Genomic DNA, 13583 nt, shown 5'->3' with positions numbered 1-13583 from the left:
CTGTGCGCTGAGGGATCCCCAGTAATGAGCGGGTCATTAACTGACGTGTTTGTTATACGAAAAATACCTGGTAATCTTTTTTTGCAGGTTCGGGGTTAAGGGCCATCAGGGAAACGGCATTGAACAGCGCCATCAGCGGATCAATCTTGCCCTTGCCGCTGGCCTGCTTGGTGATCAGAATGGCGTTGCCTTTCGGTTCAACCCTCGCATTTCCCACGCACCAGGCCATCATCGGCTGTCCACCATGAATAAGCACGCCTTCCGCAAGCTTGCGTTCAGTCGTTTTTATCGCGCCGCCAAGACGCCATCCCTGACTGACACCCACCACTGATTCAGCGGGAATGTCTGCCGCGCTCAGGGCGTCAAGGATCTGCCCGACCTCGGAGGGGTCAATACCAATTTTATCCAGCAGGTCAGCATCCTGAATACGGCTCACATACTCAACAACCTGTTCGACATCCATTCCGACCCGTTTCACGATGGTCAGGTCACCCGCCTTTTCGAAGTCCCTGAGTTTCGGGATCTCACTTTTTCGCCTTTCCAGCGCTATCATATGCGCCCAGGCGTGACTCCATGCCAGCCACTCGCGTGTCGTTTTATCCCGCCCAATCATCGACAGGCCCAGCAGGTCATCCAGCCCCCCGCCATCAATACCAACGGTGATCACCTCAGCGCGCTGGAGTATTTCCTCAAAGCTGACTTTATGCGCCTGCTGCGCCCAGAAATCAGCGCCGACCCAGCGGTCAGCGCGTAGGGCAAGGCCGATTTCAACATTGGCATGTTTTGACATAAAGCCGCGGAATTCCTCTTCCCCGGCGTCTTTGGCTTTCCTGAACTCCCGATAAAGAAATTTCTCATCCACCGAAAAGCCCAGGTTAGGGTTAACCATTGCAAGGTTTTCCACCAGCAGATGTTCGCCGCTGGCCACCATTTCAGGAGGATGTTCAAAAATAACGGGCAGGAAATGTGGATCGACTATTTTTCCGTCGCGCACATCGCGGGCATACTGAAGTTTTTGTCTGAACACGCCGGCCGGCGGATCGTTCGACTGCGTGGTGGTGTACATCACAAAACCTTCAGGCCGCGATGCTAAGCCACCTATCGCCTCGCGCAGCATATCGTCAGCGTTGTGCTGCTTCCCGAAAAGCCATAATTCATCTATCAGCGTGCCAACCGACTTGATGCCCGAAACCGTATTGGGATCAGCCGCCACCACTTTCAAGGTGGTATCTGTGCCGCGGTGGGTGATAGTCCGGATGTGGGTCTGAACCTGACACAGGTCATCAAGGTCATCGTCACGCTTCACCATATCCCGGGCGGGATTGAACGCGTTAGTGGCAACCTCAACCGTCGGTGCAATAATGGTGTATCCGGCAGCCTGTCGCCAGTTGAGCAGCAACGCCGTCATCATGATCCCGGCGGCAAGCGTAGACTTTGAGTTCTTCTTCGGTATCAAAACAAACACTTCCGTGATGTGCCGACGTCCGGTTTCAGCATCGTAAGAACCAAACAATGCGGCCACCAGATCGAACACCCACTGCGCACAGGCTTCACCGAAAGTAGGCGATCCTGGTGCATCCACAATCTTCAGTTGTCTGAAAACGTTGAGGGCTATTTCAGCCTGCTGCGGGTAAATCGGCGCAGGAATAATCGACTGACCTTTTTTCAGGCGCTCGGCCCAGTCAGGGCAGGCGGTTGTCCATTCAGGCATAGCTATGTCTCGCGGTTATTTACCACCAGTTTAGGCGGTTGTGGGACGGCAAATTTATTGGCTGCTTTTCTGGCCGCGTCGCTTTTGGCGTCCTTTTTACCGGTATCCCCCATCTTGGGATGCTTATAAGGCAGCATCGCTTTTGCTGCATCTTTCCGGGTTTCAATTTCATTTCCCGTGTCATTCATCACCCACTTAAGAAACGCCAGAGGGTCTTCAAATTGACTGGGCGTCAATGTCGTGCGAGGCGTTTTTTCTCCGGGCGCGTTTACTGCTGGGGTATAAACATTTCGGCGGTACGCGGGTTCATCATCAACGTCGACTTTTTCATTCTTTTTTCGCTTTATAAACGCGATGACCTCCGGGTCTTTAGCAAGCTGCGACCCCTTTGACCGCGCGGATTTCTCTGAGTATCCCGCCTTTATTGCCGCCGCTTTCTGGGACATCCCGGACATCAGCGCGAGAGCGAATTTACGCTTTTGTGCTGTTAACATGTTTACCCCCTCCAGAGGGGAATTTTTTCTGTGCGTGAGAGGGAGTGCGGTGCCCAAGGCGATCGAGGTTAACACCCAACCCCCCCCCCCTCATTGTTAAATGAGAATAAATATCATTTTATTTTTAATGATTTCAAACTCAGCCAATGGCGAAGTGATATTGAGAACCCTTGTCACGATGGTCAGATCACCACGATGTTCGGCCCCAGGCCATCGTCGGGAATGTAATGCTTCAGCGCCTCCTCATCAGGCTGACCCGTCGAGGCTTCACGCGCTGACTTGCCTGAGTGACATTCAATGCAGAGCGTCCAAAGGTTAGCTTCTCCATTGTTGCCACCAAACTGCAGCGCCACCCGGTGATCCAGTTCGCTATCGTGCAGGTCAACAACACGATCACACATGCAGCAGTGACCACCGTCACGCGCATAAATACGCCGCTTCAGGCTTACCCTAGCGCTGCCACTCACGCGCCTATGCTCGCCAAAGACCGGCTTTATCCTGCGGGTGTCGATGGCTTTCAGTCTCGGCTGCAACGTTTTCAATTTAGACATGTAGCCTCCAGGCCCTGCGGCGCTCTGTGCGTGCAGTGGCATCAGGGTGACGCTCTACCGGTTCACCATCGGCATGGTCCACCAATGAGTAACAGGGATAGATGACGCTGCCACCGTATGCATCACCCACGGCGTAATCAGCGGGTTTGCTGTTGTCCCAGCGGGACAGCACGCGATCGACATGCTGCGGCGGCACGCTATAGCAAACACCATGTATGAGGCGCGTTAGCGTGATGTGGTCTGCCCGCATCTTGTCAGCCACTATCAACCTCTCGGCGATTTGCATTTGATATTGCGGCGGACGTCCGGTGCCAAGATAGAAGGAGCACAAAGAATCAGGGAAGCGGCTCAGCCATTCAGCAGCCTTATTGACAAACCCAGCAACCGGTAGTGCATCGTCTTCAATGATCACCACCCGAAAATCCAGCCCAGCGGCCCACTCAAGCGCCCGACGATGGCCCCAGGCTGCGCCATGATCCTCAGGGTCAATCATGACGTGGGAAGTTGGGCCGATTTGATAAGCCAGTGCCCTCGCCTGTGGCTCTCTTGAGTGATGCCCAACAACAACAAACTTTATTTGTGTTTCCACCAGGCATTCTCCTTACCGAGTCCATCCGTCTTGAACACGGTGTGAACCTGCGGGCCGGTGATAAGCCGGTCAGCAAATGACTGTGCAACGATGCCAAAGGCGATCATGTCGCCTACTGCGGCCGCCGGTTGTTCCATCTTCCAGAACCGATAGCTTTCGATTCGGTAATACAGGCGAATGATGCCGTGAGCGAATGCCATAACATCATCACGCGTTCCGCCCAGCAGCCCGGCGTTAAGCATCACGTCGTTGCGATGGCCTTCGAGGAACGCCTGATAGATGCGTTCGGGATGGCTCTGCTTCGCCCATACATCGGCATAAGTCTTCGGTTCGGAGCCGACGTAAGTCTTCCCGGCCTCCATGTCATCCCACGGCGCGCTCAGCATTTCGACATCGGTTCCATCGGTACACCAGACGAACCGGTATTCAGGGTGATCACGCAGGTACTGCCAGACGTGCAGCCAGCGGCGGAAATAGACGTTCATTGCAACATCAGGAACTGTCACCCGTTGAGCGCCATCAGGTGTGGAGGTTAGTTGGTCAGCCAGCACTACGGCGTCAGCATCCTGAATTGATTTAGCCCATACCTCAAGCGCCGCCGGGTCAGGCTGCATTCTGCTACCGCGCTGCGGGTCAGGTTGGCTCGTCAGTAATGTTGTGATCACAACGTCGTGCTGGCGTCGGTATTCGACATAACCGACATACCCCGTATCGCGCCGCCCGTTGTGAATTTTTACATTTCGTTTAACTAGCGCTTCGCGATCAGGTCGAGGAACTGACCGAGTAACGTGTTCATATTCATCAAGAGAATGAATGAGCTTTTCTGAACCCACGACATCAGCAAAAGCCCAGGTAGTCAGCCCGGCATTATGTATGCGCATGGCGAGGTCGCTGTGTTCGTACATGCCGCGCCCGTAAATCCAGTCGAATCCGCCGACTTTTTCAATGGCGCTGCGGTGGTAGTAGAGCATCACGCCACGTTGTCCGGTATAAGCAACGTGTTTATCATCGCGATAAAGCACTGCTATATCTTTCAGCTTTCTTGGTCCAGCCAGGTCAAGAAACTGATAAGCCAGATGTGGTTCTGGCGACGCGATATAGGGCACATGCCAGTTATCGGTGATCGGCCACGCATCGTCATCCCACAGAAACAAATGTTCGCATCCGGCATCCATCAGCGCGGCCAGGCTGGCGTTCTTCGATGCGACAATGCCGAATGATGTTTCATGGCGAACCCGTTGCACACCCGCGGGTACTGAAGCGGCAGGATTTGACCCGTCGTCTACAACAACCACTCGCGCGCCAGCGGGTAAAAACTGCAGATGTTGCGTCAGGGCGCGACGTAGAACGTCAGCGCGATTGTGCGTAGAGATAGCAATTCCGATCCGGGCAGAAGGATGACAGACAGGCGCATACGGAACATTATCAATAATGACCTGCATATTTTCTCCGATAAGTAATCAACCAGGTTGAATGCTGATTTTTCGGGTTAGGACAGTTGGCTACCGTGTGGATTTGTTTAGCAGTGAACTCCGGGGACAGTTGAGCGACTACAACAATGCTATCGCGCTTACCCTGCTCCCCTTCAAAAACGTAAATCAACATCGGACGCCCGGCAGTTGGCTTTTCCTCAACTTGAGGAGACGCTATTACGCTTTTTTCTATCAGCGTTTCGATGGTGCGCTTAACGTTGTCGTGCCGCTTTTCTACCAGATCAGCTATTTCAAGGCTGGTCATGGACATTGATTGATCATTAACGGGATATTGCAGCGTATTTCCCTTCTGTGGTGCGAGCCTGTTCGCGTAGACATGGGCAGCCGAGAGCGGAACGATGTGATCCACCGCCCTATCTCAGACTCACACGACGGAAAGCTCTCTAGTGAAGTGCACGCGAATGCACGGTTTGATTGACTACAGGCGAAAAAAAGTCCCGCGAGATACGAGGCTTATCGATTTTTGGTTTTCGGCTGGTACTTCATCGCCCATGCCTTTGCTATGCGAAAGCAATCGTCAAACATCTTCCCCTTCCCTGATGCTGAGCTTGAACAGCGGTAGTGGTCTATCGCCCTGTCTGCCCCCTTCAGGGCAACCGATGGCTCATAGCCCTGTTTCACCAGTTCAGCGACCACATGCTTTTCAATGAATGGCGTGTAGTCTTTCATTCGGCTTCCCTTATTCAAACAAGACATCGCTGAATTTCAGGTTTGCCCAGTCGCTTTCTGGTGGTAAAACAAGCACTCCTCGCTCATCTTTAACGCCGACATCCATTAGGGTATCCCCGTATTGGTGCATTAATGCATTCATGTACCGGACACCTCGACGATTCAACATAGGGGCTTTACCCCATATCGTTATACACATCTTTCTAACGCACTGTTTAATCAATGAGTTACGGGTTTATCTCAGAGTGGCATTTTGAACCTCAAAAAGCCAATGGGATGGCTTGAATGCCTTAATTCACGGGGTTCTGAGCATCCTGTTCAAAAAATGGCCAAAAGATGTGTATAACGATATGGCTTTACCCCCACAGATGATGGCGCGAGGATCAGGTGTCAAAGTAAACGGCTCAAGCAAACGAAGACAAAATGCAGCCCTTTTCGGCGGCGATATTTTCGATAAGTGGTCATCAAGGAAACCACAAAGAAAATAGCGGCAGACTTCGATATCACCAGCCTGATAGCGGTATACCGGGCGACGGTTAGTTGCCATCAGGTGGTACATGTAGGCATCCGCGACGCGCCAGCAAAAGCATTCGGGAGCAGGAATATTGCTCATGGTCTCCCCCTTAAAATGTCAGCAACAATTGAGCTTCTTCAATCAGCACTTTAATTTTCTTCGCATGTGCTGCCTTGATGCCTTTCCACTCGTTCAATCCCGTGCCAAACACGCTAGCAACGGCTTTGTCACTTTTTAATTCAGCGCAAGCTGCATTGAGTTCTTGCATAACGCTACGCTTACGGGGATTAATGACTTGTCCTTTTGTCCAGTATTCATAGAGCACGTCATCACACTCCTCTTGATACTGAACCACTTTGTCACGGATTTCGGGCTTGACCTTATTGGGATAGATGGTACGGAGCCATCCAGCAAGTTTGCGCAAAGGAAGGCAAGCCATTTTTCTCTCCTTGCCATCAGAAGCAACTATAACGATTTCCGTTACAGTTGATTTAAAGCGTTGTTTTAACTTCTCTAATTGAGACTGCCAAGTCATCCCCATGCCTTCAACAATGGGTTTCATTGGCACATGAGGCTCGCCATTGTGCTCAATAACGTAAAGTTCCGTGCCGTAAAATGTTGCAGTAACGATCATCTTGTTCATTGGTGTTTACCTTCAAAAAAGAGACCTTAGATCACACGAACAGCCAGCCCCTGAGCACACCAATTACTGGCGTTCTCCAAGGTCGCTTTTGTGAATAGCCTCAGGGTTTGTTGATATGCGCGTATGAAGCGCAGGCGAAAAAAAACCCCGGACGGTGCCGAGGATCATTGTTTGGTTTCGCAGCCTTGCCACTTCTTCACAGAGTTGCACAGCTACTTGGCAGGTAAATTCTTCCCGGATCCTTCGATTTCACGAATGCTTCGCTTGTCGGCGTTACACTTCTCAATAACGGTCAGCAGTTCTTCATTCAGCGCTACACTCTTGCCGTAGTTCATTTGATACGGAATTTTTGGTGCTGGACAGTCCTGTAAAAGTTCAGCGGGGATGGGGACTACTGGAGCCATTACGAATTCTGTCCGCGTGCTCTCGCAGCTTGCTAACGACATCATCAGGAACAGGCCGACTAGCACACTCATCAGTCGATAACTTTTCACGAATGTAAACCACGGTAGTTTCAGACCGCCGCTGTATCTGCTGTTTTTCATCGTGATTGGCCCGCGTGATGGCGTTGAAGATACGCATTGACTGGATCACATTTCCAGCGATAGTTTCGGCCTGCTGTTGTTTCCGCGCTGCTGCTTCGAGGTCTTCCGTTTTATCACTGTACGCGTCGTGGTAGTAGTAGACGCCGAATGACAGCATAGCAATGAGAGCAAGCAAAATAGCGATTACGGTATCCCTGATAGACATAGTGACTCTTCCTTCGCCGCGCCGGTCATCAATGCCAGCAAGGCAGCAATCACCCAAATAAGTTTCCAGCGCATCATGCTGCCAGTCTGTACTGCTCTTCAATCAGCGGTTGGCGATGGTTTTTGTTAAATATTCCCATCAGCGTGGCCTTGCGTTGCTCAAAGTCCCATCCCATACCAATGAATACCGTGTTGGCGCGTTGCAGTTCGGTAATGCAGTGAATCTGCTCAGGGGGCAGGTAGTCGCGGATACTCTCCTGCTTACCTATTTCGTGATGAACACGGAATTTAACCGCCGTCATATCAAGTGCTATCCGGTTAATCAGGTCGGCCTCGTTGCTGAAATGGTGTGGGGCAATCGTCTTGCCATGTGCCTCGCGCTCATGCTTGATAGCATCAGTCATTGGCTTGTACTCAAGCCTGGCAATATTGCGATCCATCTTCTTGCCCGCTAATGCCTTGCGCATACGGAAGAACTCGGAAACCAGCTTCTTCTTGAATACACGAACGGCATCATTATTGCGCATGTAGGTAATTAAGAGTGTAGTTTGCTGCTCGTAGAGAAATGCAATACGAAGAGGCTTGCCACCACCTTGACTTCTTTCAACCATACGGATTTCAAATCCGAGTGGCCCGAACTCTTCCAGATCGGCTTTGTTACGGTCAACAAGCTTGATAATGGTGTCATGATCTTTCTCAACACCCTCAGCAATCGCCATAGTATTCGCTACAAGATCAAATTTCTTTATTTCCACTAATTGCATCGCTTATTTCCTTTTGATGATAGAGCCTGCCTCGTAGACATGAGTGGCCCAAGAGTGGTTAGCGATGAAACCGCCACTCTGTCTCAGGCTCATATTGCATATTCGCATCGTGATCGATCAGTGATTCGCATGACAATCGATCACGATTTCGCATCTAAGGTCGATCACTGATTCGCGTCGTATCGATCACTCCGGGACTTAACTCTTCTAACCTCCTCTCCGTTCGCAGTTTCTACTGAAATGGAGATAACGATGGCCAGAAAGAGAAAAAGCAGGAGTCCCATGGAGACTTGTCTTCAGATCTTCAAACTCAAATTTGAGTGCAACCAGTCTAATCGCACCATCGCCGCTGCTCTTAGGGTCAGCCCTTCCACAGTTTATGAGGTGCTCTCCCGTTTTACCGCCGCATCGCTGTCGTGGCCATTGCCTGATGCGCTCTTGCCAGAAAAACTGGAAAAGATGCTGTTCCCCACCCGCAGAATGCGCACCTCGGAGCTTATCGCGCCAGACTGGCTGTATATCGATACCGAGCTAAGACGGCCAGGGGTTACCAGGCAGCTGTTGTGGATAGAATACAGCACCGAAACCGGAGAAATGGCGCTGGGCTACTCTCAGTTCTGCCGTTGTTATCGCCAATGGAAGAAATGCCAGAAACGCTCGATGCGCCAGACCCACCGTGCCGGTGAGAAGCTGTTCATCGACTTCTGCGGGCCCACGGTGCCGGTATCCGACCCCGATACGGGAAATGTGCGCCGGGTCGCCATCTTCGTCGCTGTCATGGGAGCGTCAAATTATACCTATGCAGAAGCCTGCCCCGGTCAGGACATGATGAGCTGGCTGAATGCTAACAGCCACTGCCTGACCTTCCTCGGCGGCGTTCCAGCCCTGCTGGTACCCGATAATCTGCGTAGCGCGGTGAGCAAAGCAGATCGCTACGAGCCGGTCATCAACGACAGCTATCAGTCTTTGGCCTCGCATTACAGCACGGTAGTGATGCCAGCCAGACCCTACAAACCGAAAGACAAGGCCAAAGTGGAAAACGGCGTCCTGCTGGTCGAAAGGTGGCTCCTGGCGCGAATACGCAATGAAACCTTCCATACGATGCATGCGCTCAACGTCAGGCTCAGTGAGCTGATGACCGAGCTGAATAACCGGCCAATGAAAGGTTATGGGGGCCAGAGCCGAGCGCAGCGCTTTGCGCTGCTCGATGCGCCGTGCCTGCAGCCGTTGCCAGCCATGCCCTATGAATACACCGAATACCGTGCGGTGAAGGTCGCTCCTGACTATCACGTCGAATACGACCGCCACTGGTACTCCGTTCCCCATGAGCTGGTTGGTGAAAGGCTGTCGGTAAAAGCGGGTCAGACGTTGGTCCAGGTCTGGCATAAGGGCCGCTGCGTGGCTCAGCACCCTCGCAGCGATCGGCAGTACAGCCACAGCACGAATCCGGCACACATGCCGGTCAATCACCGCGGGCACAGCAGCTGGACACCTGAAAAGCTGCTGGATAATGCCGCGAGAACCGGCAAGGCGACCTGGCAGGTGGTGGAAGCGATGCTAAACGCGAAGAATCATCCTGAGCAGGCTTATCGGGCTGTTCTCGGCCTACTGTCGCTCCAGAAAAAATACGGTGCCGAACGGCTGGAAAAAGCCTGTGACAAGGCCTGCGGGCTGAACCATCCGGAAAGGCGTTTTATCGAGAATCTGCTGCGTCACAACAGGGAGGGCATCGGAGAAACAGTTAAAGGAAATAGAGAGTTACAGCTTCCACTGGAGCACGAGAATCTGCGTGGTCCAAAATATTACCACTGAAAAAGGGAGTCGTTATGACTGATGACCTGCTAACCAAACTTAGAACGCTGAAGCTGTCGGCAATGGCCGATGGCATGATACGCCAGCGTGAGGCACCTGGTACATACAATGAGCTGGGGTTCGCAGAACGCCTGGGGTTACTTGTCGAAGAAGAGCTACTGAATCGTGAAAACAGCCGTGTTGGGCGGTTGAGAAAGCAGGCACGGTTGCGCCACGGTGCAACCCCTGAGGGTATGTACTATCCGGTCTCCCGAGGGTTAAAGGCCGAACAGATGCGCGAGCTTCTGTATTAGCTCAGACCTGATCTAACAGTTACCGGTTATTTATACAGGTGTCTGTCAGATTAAATCTGGTTCAGATTTTTTTCTGCCCAGACTCGTTTACCATCAAGTAACGCGGCCATTGGCGTACGCCCGCAGCACATTTTACCCTGATGAGTTCGCTCATTATTGTAATGCCACAACCAGTTGTCCAGATCCTTTTGTAGACTTTCTAGGTCCTCGTATAACTTCTTACGGAACGCAACCTGATAAAAATCCTGCAAAATAGTTTTATGGAAGCGCTCGCAGATACCGTTTGTCTGCGGAGACATCGCTTTCGTTTTCGTATGGTCTATATCGTTGATAGCCAAGTACAGCTGATAGTCATGTTGTTCCACTTTACCGCAGTACTCCGTCCCCCTGTCCGTCAGTATTCTTAGCATTGGCAGCCCCTGAGCTTCGTAGAACGGCAGCACGCGATCATTGAGCAGGTCGGCGGCAGAGATCGGTGCTTTACTCGTGTAAAGCTTGCAGTGCGCCACTTTCGAGTACGTATCCACGAACGTCTGCTGGTAGATACGGCCAACACCTTTCAGATTACCCACGTAGAAGGTGTCCTGCGACCCCAGATAACCCGGGTGAGCAGTCTCTATTTCACCACAGGCTTCGTCGTCGTGCACCTTCTTCTCCAGTGCAGCGATTTGAGCATCAGTAAGTACAATGCCTTCTCTGGCAACTTTTTCCTCAAGTGCCTTCAGGCGCTTACGAAAGTTTTCCAGATCGTGTCGTTGCCAGATGGAGCGCACACCGCTGCCAGAAATGAAGACGCCTTTTTTACGCAGCTCATTACTGGTCCGGTGCTGGCCATGAGCCGGGAACTCAATGGCGTAATCAACAACCGCACGTTCAGTGGCTTCATCAGCACGGTTTTTCAGGTTGGGAACCCGGCGGTTTTGGTTAACCAGAGCGTCAATGCCGCCTTCTGCCGCCAGTTCCTGATAGCGATAAAACGTGTCGCGTGACACCCCCATGATTTTACAGGCTTTTGATACGTTACCGAGTTCTTCGGCGAGATTGAGCAGGCCGGCTTTGTGTTTGATGATGGGATTGTTAGTATGAAGCATGAGAGTTACCTCGTGTTTTGTATAAGGATTCGACACCCATATCAAAACCGGTAACTCTCAACCTTTCAAGGTCCAGTGTCAGATCAAGTCGCGACTAATACACTTTAATTCAGTTATTAATCACTGATTCAAACAGAGCTTTCTCTTCCTGGCGGCGCTTAATCAAGCCGGGCAGCGGTAATTTTTTACCCTTGACGGTGACATGGCACCATTTGGGAAACTCTGCCGCTGCACCAGAGTAATCACCTTCATTCAGCTTCTTAAGCAACGTCGAAGTGCCAAAAGCCCCGATGCCGATATTGAAAACCAGTGAACACAATGCATCAAACTGATTCTGGCTCACCGGCACGGTTATCAAGGCATTCAGCTCTTCAACCACAGCGTCGATATCGTCACGCAGAAAAGTGTCCGCCTGCGCTGGCGTAATAACATCCTCTGCCTTGACGCCGGTGGTATGCCCGTAGCCGACAGTCCATTTTTCAGCGCTGCATTGATAGGCATTGAGCTTAATGCCCTCAAACGCCTTTATCCGTGCTAATCCTTGCGAACTCATTTGCATCGTTACTTCAGATCCCTATGTCGTGTAAACGCCTTTATGCGCTCACGGATATAATCTGTTCCCACATAACCAATATAAATTGCTAGTAATTCTGGTGTCGCGTCAGGTAAGGACCAGTTAAAAATATTTTCAACCAGACTCAGTAAGGGTTTGACAAAGAATGCCAGGGCACTGCATGACATCGCATCGAATAAGCGTCGACTCCATGAACTTTTGACACACGCGTTGCGCAAAAAAGAAAACAAGGCCGCCAGCGTCGCATAGCCAAATTCAGTCTGATGACGTTGTATCCAGTTGATAAAGGCGTACCAGAATGCAGGCTCTTTTTCAGGCATATTGACGGCTTACTTAGGGCGGATTTTAAACAAAACAGTAAGGAAAAAGGCCACCCTAAGGCATATCGTTATACACATCTTTTGGCCATTTTTTGAACAGGATGCTCAGAACCCCGTGAATTAAGGCATTCAAGCCATCCCATTGGCTTTTTGAGGTTCAAAATGCCACTCTGAGATAAACCCGTAACTCATTGATTAAACAGTGCGTTAGAAAGATGTGTATAACGATATGACCCTAAGGCAGCCTTCATCTCATCATGGGTTGTGGGTTACTGAGGCAGTTTCCAATACTGAGCCGGCGAGCCGTTACAGGACGCCACTTTCAATTGCTTGTTTAACCCTTGAGTGGTAAGACATTTTCCGGTCACCACATTTTTCAACTCAGTTCCTGCGTTAACCCCCCTTTTCCACTGCTGCTTGCCGTCACCAATACGGCATCTTTTTAACGCCACTGTGCTACCGCCCCTGTCCTCTAAACACATGCCATTTTGCAGCTCAATATAATAGACCGTGATAATTTCTTCTGGCTGAGACGGTTGCGATGGGCAAGGCGACAGAATGCTACTATGATTATCTGCACTTGCTACTGCGCAATTACGACCATTCGCTATTGAGATAAAACCCGATTTGACCGTTTGGGTCACGGTGTGAACCTGTGCTCCCGTCATTATATTTTCGGTGACATCAGATGCGACCAAGGCGCTAAAAGACACCGGCACCGAGAGGCAGAGACAGGTAGTCAGTATTGCCAGTTTCATTTTTTTCATTGCAATTTTCCTTATGTTAATGTGTTTAATGAAACTCCGTCAGTGTATAAAAAATCACCACGGAGGCACGCAGTAAGGCTTCAGCTTTAGGCGGAGCCGGTGGTGTATTTTTCCATAGATTTCATCGCTCCACCTCGTCTAGGGTGGCTGTCGGTCAGAAAAAAGGCCACGCCGGAGCGTAGCCTTGAAAAATGCGTCAAACACGAATTATGCTTAACTTGAGTTACCAGTACTTATCAGACTGCCTACCCATAACGAAAAGGACATCGCCATGAACAATAAACCAACAGCCCGCCAACTTGCGTTTGAATATCTTCGCAGACTGTCCGAGGAGCTAAGCCCTACCGATTACCTGAAGAAATTTGAACAATTGGAATCAGAATTCAGCACATTACTTCACTCATCATGCTCCAATGATAAAACCACAGGGCTTTGCGAGTTTTTATCGCGCTTCTGCCCAAAATGCAAAGCCGATGGCCAGCGAGGAAACCGCTAGAAAAGAAAAGCCCCGGCATTAACCGGGGCCCTATCGCACATCTGTACCAAACT

Annotated in this window: 18 protein-coding genes and 2 pseudogenes; 4 read left to right on the top strand and 16 right to left on the bottom strand. The window is 51.0% G+C overall.

What is annotated here, in order from left to right; genetic code table 11:
- Positions 1–52 precede the first annotated feature (52 nt).
- The 8 genes and pseudogenes from ACWWJF_RS20795 to ACWWJF_RS20760 all read right to left on the bottom strand — a co-directional run bounded on the left by ACWWJF_RS20795 (position 53) and on the right by ACWWJF_RS20760 (position 5649).
- Entirely contained in the window at positions 53–1711 is a 1659-nt protein-coding gene (locus ACWWJF_RS20795; RefSeq protein ID WP_455868389.1) for a terminase large subunit, read from the bottom strand.
- 2 nt (positions 1712–1713) lie between these two features.
- Positions 1714–2205: a terminase small subunit gene (locus tag ACWWJF_RS20790; RefSeq protein WP_455868388.1), complete on the bottom strand. Its 492-nt coding sequence runs from the start codon at positions 2203–2205 to the stop codon at positions 1714–1716.
- A gap of 182 nt (positions 2206–2387) precedes the next feature.
- Positions 2388–2756 carry an HNH endonuclease gene (locus ACWWJF_RS20785; RefSeq protein WP_455868387.1) on the bottom strand — a complete coding sequence of 123 codons (369 nt, stop codon included), beginning with the start codon at positions 2754–2756 and terminating at the stop codon, positions 2388–2390.
- The gene (locus tag ACWWJF_RS20780) at positions 2749–3348 is read right to left on the bottom strand and encodes a hypothetical protein (protein ID WP_455868465.1); all 600 of its coding nucleotides are present in this window, start codon (positions 3346–3348) and stop codon (positions 2749–2751) included. Before ACWWJF_RS20780 ends, ACWWJF_RS20785 begins: the two co-directional genes overlap by 8 nt.
- Complete coding sequence (locus tag ACWWJF_RS20775; RefSeq protein WP_455868386.1) at positions 3330–4787, bottom strand: glycosyltransferase family 2 protein; 1458 nt, start codon at positions 4785–4787, stop codon at positions 3330–3332. The genes ACWWJF_RS20780 and ACWWJF_RS20775 overlap by 19 nt, the downstream gene beginning before the upstream one ends.
- Before the next feature lie 70 nt (positions 4788–4857).
- Positions 4858–5088 (bottom strand): annotated as a pseudogene (locus ACWWJF_RS20770) (phage regulatory protein/antirepressor Ant); the annotation flags it as partial.
- Between the two features lie 203 nt (positions 5089–5291).
- Positions 5292–5507 (bottom strand): hypothetical protein, encoded by a 216-nt coding sequence (locus tag ACWWJF_RS20765; protein ID WP_455868385.1) that lies wholly within the window; start codon positions 5505–5507, stop codon positions 5292–5294.
- Between the two features lie 10 nt (positions 5508–5517).
- The gene (locus ACWWJF_RS20760) at positions 5518–5649 is read right to left on the bottom strand and encodes a hypothetical protein (protein ID WP_455868384.1); all 132 of its coding nucleotides are present in this window, start codon (positions 5647–5649) and stop codon (positions 5518–5520) included.
- 139 nt (positions 5650–5788) lie between these two features.
- Here ACWWJF_RS20760 and ACWWJF_RS20755 point away from each other — a divergent pair, with 139 nt between their 5' ends.
- On the top strand, positions 5789–5995 hold the full coding sequence (locus tag ACWWJF_RS20755; protein WP_455868383.1) for a hypothetical protein: 207 nt from the start codon (positions 5789–5791) through the stop codon (positions 5993–5995).
- A gap of 135 nt (positions 5996–6130) precedes the next feature.
- Here the strand turns inward: ACWWJF_RS20755 and ACWWJF_RS20750 are convergent, their stop codons facing one another.
- The 4 genes from ACWWJF_RS20750 to ACWWJF_RS20735 all read right to left on the bottom strand — a co-directional run bounded on the left by ACWWJF_RS20750 (position 6131) and on the right by ACWWJF_RS20735 (position 8177).
- Complete coding sequence (locus tag ACWWJF_RS20750) at positions 6131–6664, bottom strand: phage antirepressor N-terminal domain-containing protein (protein ID WP_455868382.1); 534 nt, start codon at positions 6662–6664, stop codon at positions 6131–6133.
- A gap of 212 nt (positions 6665–6876) precedes the next feature.
- Positions 6877–7068 carry an Rz1-like lysis system protein LysC gene (gene lysC, locus ACWWJF_RS20745; RefSeq protein WP_455868381.1) on the bottom strand — a complete coding sequence of 64 codons (192 nt, stop codon included), beginning with the start codon at positions 7066–7068 and terminating at the stop codon, positions 6877–6879.
- Entirely contained in the window at positions 7040–7516 is a 477-nt protein-coding gene (locus ACWWJF_RS20740; RefSeq protein WP_455868380.1) for a hypothetical protein, read from the bottom strand. Before ACWWJF_RS20740 ends, lysC begins: the two co-directional genes overlap by 29 nt.
- Positions 7488–8177 carry a Rha family transcriptional regulator gene (locus ACWWJF_RS20735; RefSeq protein ID WP_455868379.1) on the bottom strand — a complete coding sequence of 230 codons (690 nt, stop codon included), beginning with the start codon at positions 8175–8177 and terminating at the stop codon, positions 7488–7490. The genes ACWWJF_RS20740 and ACWWJF_RS20735 overlap by 29 nt, the downstream gene beginning before the upstream one ends.
- Before the next feature lie 282 nt (positions 8178–8459).
- On the opposite strand from ACWWJF_RS20735, the gene istA reads away from it, so the two are divergent.
- Together istA and ACWWJF_RS20725 are read left to right on the top strand one after the other, a co-directional pair.
- Positions 8460–9989 (top strand): IS21 family transposase, encoded by a 1530-nt coding sequence (gene istA / locus ACWWJF_RS20730; protein ID WP_455868378.1) that lies wholly within the window; start codon positions 8460–8462, stop codon positions 9987–9989.
- A 14-nt stretch (positions 9990–10003) separates the two neighbouring features.
- Positions 10004–10276: pseudogene (locus tag ACWWJF_RS20725) on the top strand (ATP-binding protein); the annotation flags it as partial.
- 56 nt (positions 10277–10332) lie between these two features.
- Here the strand turns inward: ACWWJF_RS20725 and ACWWJF_RS20720 are convergent.
- The 4 genes from ACWWJF_RS20720 to ACWWJF_RS20705 all read right to left on the bottom strand — a co-directional run bounded on the left by ACWWJF_RS20720 (position 10333) and on the right by ACWWJF_RS20705 (position 13025).
- Positions 10333–11373 carry an IS481 family transposase gene (locus ACWWJF_RS20720; protein ID WP_455868377.1) on the bottom strand — a complete coding sequence of 347 codons (1041 nt, stop codon included), beginning with the start codon at positions 11371–11373 and terminating at the stop codon, positions 10333–10335.
- 109 nt (positions 11374–11482) lie between these two features.
- Positions 11483–11932 (bottom strand): lysozyme, encoded by a 450-nt coding sequence (locus ACWWJF_RS20715; protein WP_455868376.1) that lies wholly within the window; start codon positions 11930–11932, stop codon positions 11483–11485.
- Between the two features lie 2 nt (positions 11933–11934).
- Positions 11935–12267 (bottom strand): phage holin, lambda family, encoded by a 333-nt coding sequence (locus tag ACWWJF_RS20710; protein ID WP_455868463.1) that lies wholly within the window; start codon positions 12265–12267, stop codon positions 11935–11937.
- Positions 12268–12536: 269 nt separating this feature from the next.
- Positions 12537–13025 carry a ricin-type beta-trefoil lectin domain protein gene (locus ACWWJF_RS20705; RefSeq protein ID WP_455868462.1) on the bottom strand — a complete coding sequence of 163 codons (489 nt, stop codon included), beginning with the start codon at positions 13023–13025 and terminating at the stop codon, positions 12537–12539.
- 280 nt (positions 13026–13305) lie between these two features.
- Here ACWWJF_RS20705 and ACWWJF_RS20700 point away from each other — a divergent pair, with 280 nt between their 5' ends.
- Entirely contained in the window at positions 13306–13530 is a 225-nt protein-coding gene (locus ACWWJF_RS20700; protein WP_455868461.1) for a YdiH family protein, read from the top strand.
- Positions 13531–13583 lie beyond the last annotated feature (53 nt).

Source organism: Symbiopectobacterium sp. Eva_TO (genome assembly GCF_053848865.1).
Note: the sequence above shows the minus strand (reverse complement) of the source record. Positions and strands in the feature narration are given on the sequence as shown.

What these genes read in the sequence shown, in the direction of transcription:
- ACWWJF_RS20795 (WP_455868389.1), bottom strand. Translation starts at nt 1,711, where the DNA reads ATGCCTGAATGGACAACCGCCTGCCCTGACTGGGCCGAGCGCCTGAAA.
- ACWWJF_RS20790 (WP_455868388.1), bottom strand. Translation starts at nt 2,205, where the DNA reads ATGTTAACAGCACAAAAGCGTAAATTCGCTCTCGCGCTGATGTCCGGG.
- ACWWJF_RS20785 (WP_455868387.1), bottom strand. Translation starts at nt 2,756, where the DNA reads ATGTCTAAATTGAAAACGTTGCAGCCGAGACTGAAAGCCATCGACACC.
- ACWWJF_RS20775 (WP_455868386.1), bottom strand. Translation starts at nt 4,787, where the DNA reads ATGCAGGTCATTATTGATAATGTTCCGTATGCGCCTGTCTGTCATCCT.
- ACWWJF_RS20765 (WP_455868385.1), bottom strand. Translation starts at nt 5,507, where the DNA reads ATGAAAGACTACACGCCATTCATTGAAAAGCATGTGGTCGCTGAACTG.
- ACWWJF_RS20760 (WP_455868384.1), bottom strand. Translation starts at nt 5,649, where the DNA reads ATGAATGCATTAATGCACCAATACGGGGATACCCTAATGGATGTCGGC.
- ACWWJF_RS20750 (WP_455868382.1), bottom strand. Translation starts at nt 6,664, where the DNA reads ATGAACAAGATGATCGTTACTGCAACATTTTACGGCACGGAACTTTAC.
- lysC (WP_455868381.1), bottom strand. Translation starts at nt 7,068, where the DNA reads ATGGCTCCAGTAGTCCCCATCCCCGCTGAACTTTTACAGGACTGTCCA.
- ACWWJF_RS20735 (WP_455868379.1), bottom strand. Translation starts at nt 8,177, where the DNA reads ATGCAATTAGTGGAAATAAAGAAATTTGATCTTGTAGCGAATACTATG.
- istA (WP_455868378.1), top strand. Translation starts at nt 8,460, where the DNA reads ATGGAGACTTGTCTTCAGATCTTCAAACTCAAATTTGAGTGCAACCAG.
- ACWWJF_RS20720 (WP_455868377.1), bottom strand. Translation starts at nt 11,373, where the DNA reads ATGCTTCATACTAACAATCCCATCATCAAACACAAAGCCGGCCTGCTC.
- ACWWJF_RS20715 (WP_455868376.1), bottom strand. Translation starts at nt 11,932, where the DNA reads ATGCAAATGAGTTCGCAAGGATTAGCACGGATAAAGGCGTTTGAGGGC.
- ACWWJF_RS20710 (WP_455868463.1), bottom strand. Translation starts at nt 12,267, where the DNA reads ATGCCTGAAAAAGAGCCTGCATTCTGGTACGCCTTTATCAACTGGATA.
- ACWWJF_RS20705 (WP_455868462.1), bottom strand. Translation starts at nt 13,025, where the DNA reads ATGAAACTGGCAATACTGACTACCTGTCTCTGCCTCTCGGTGCCGGTG.
- ACWWJF_RS20700 (WP_455868461.1), top strand. Translation starts at nt 13,306, where the DNA reads ATGAACAATAAACCAACAGCCCGCCAACTTGCGTTTGAATATCTTCGC.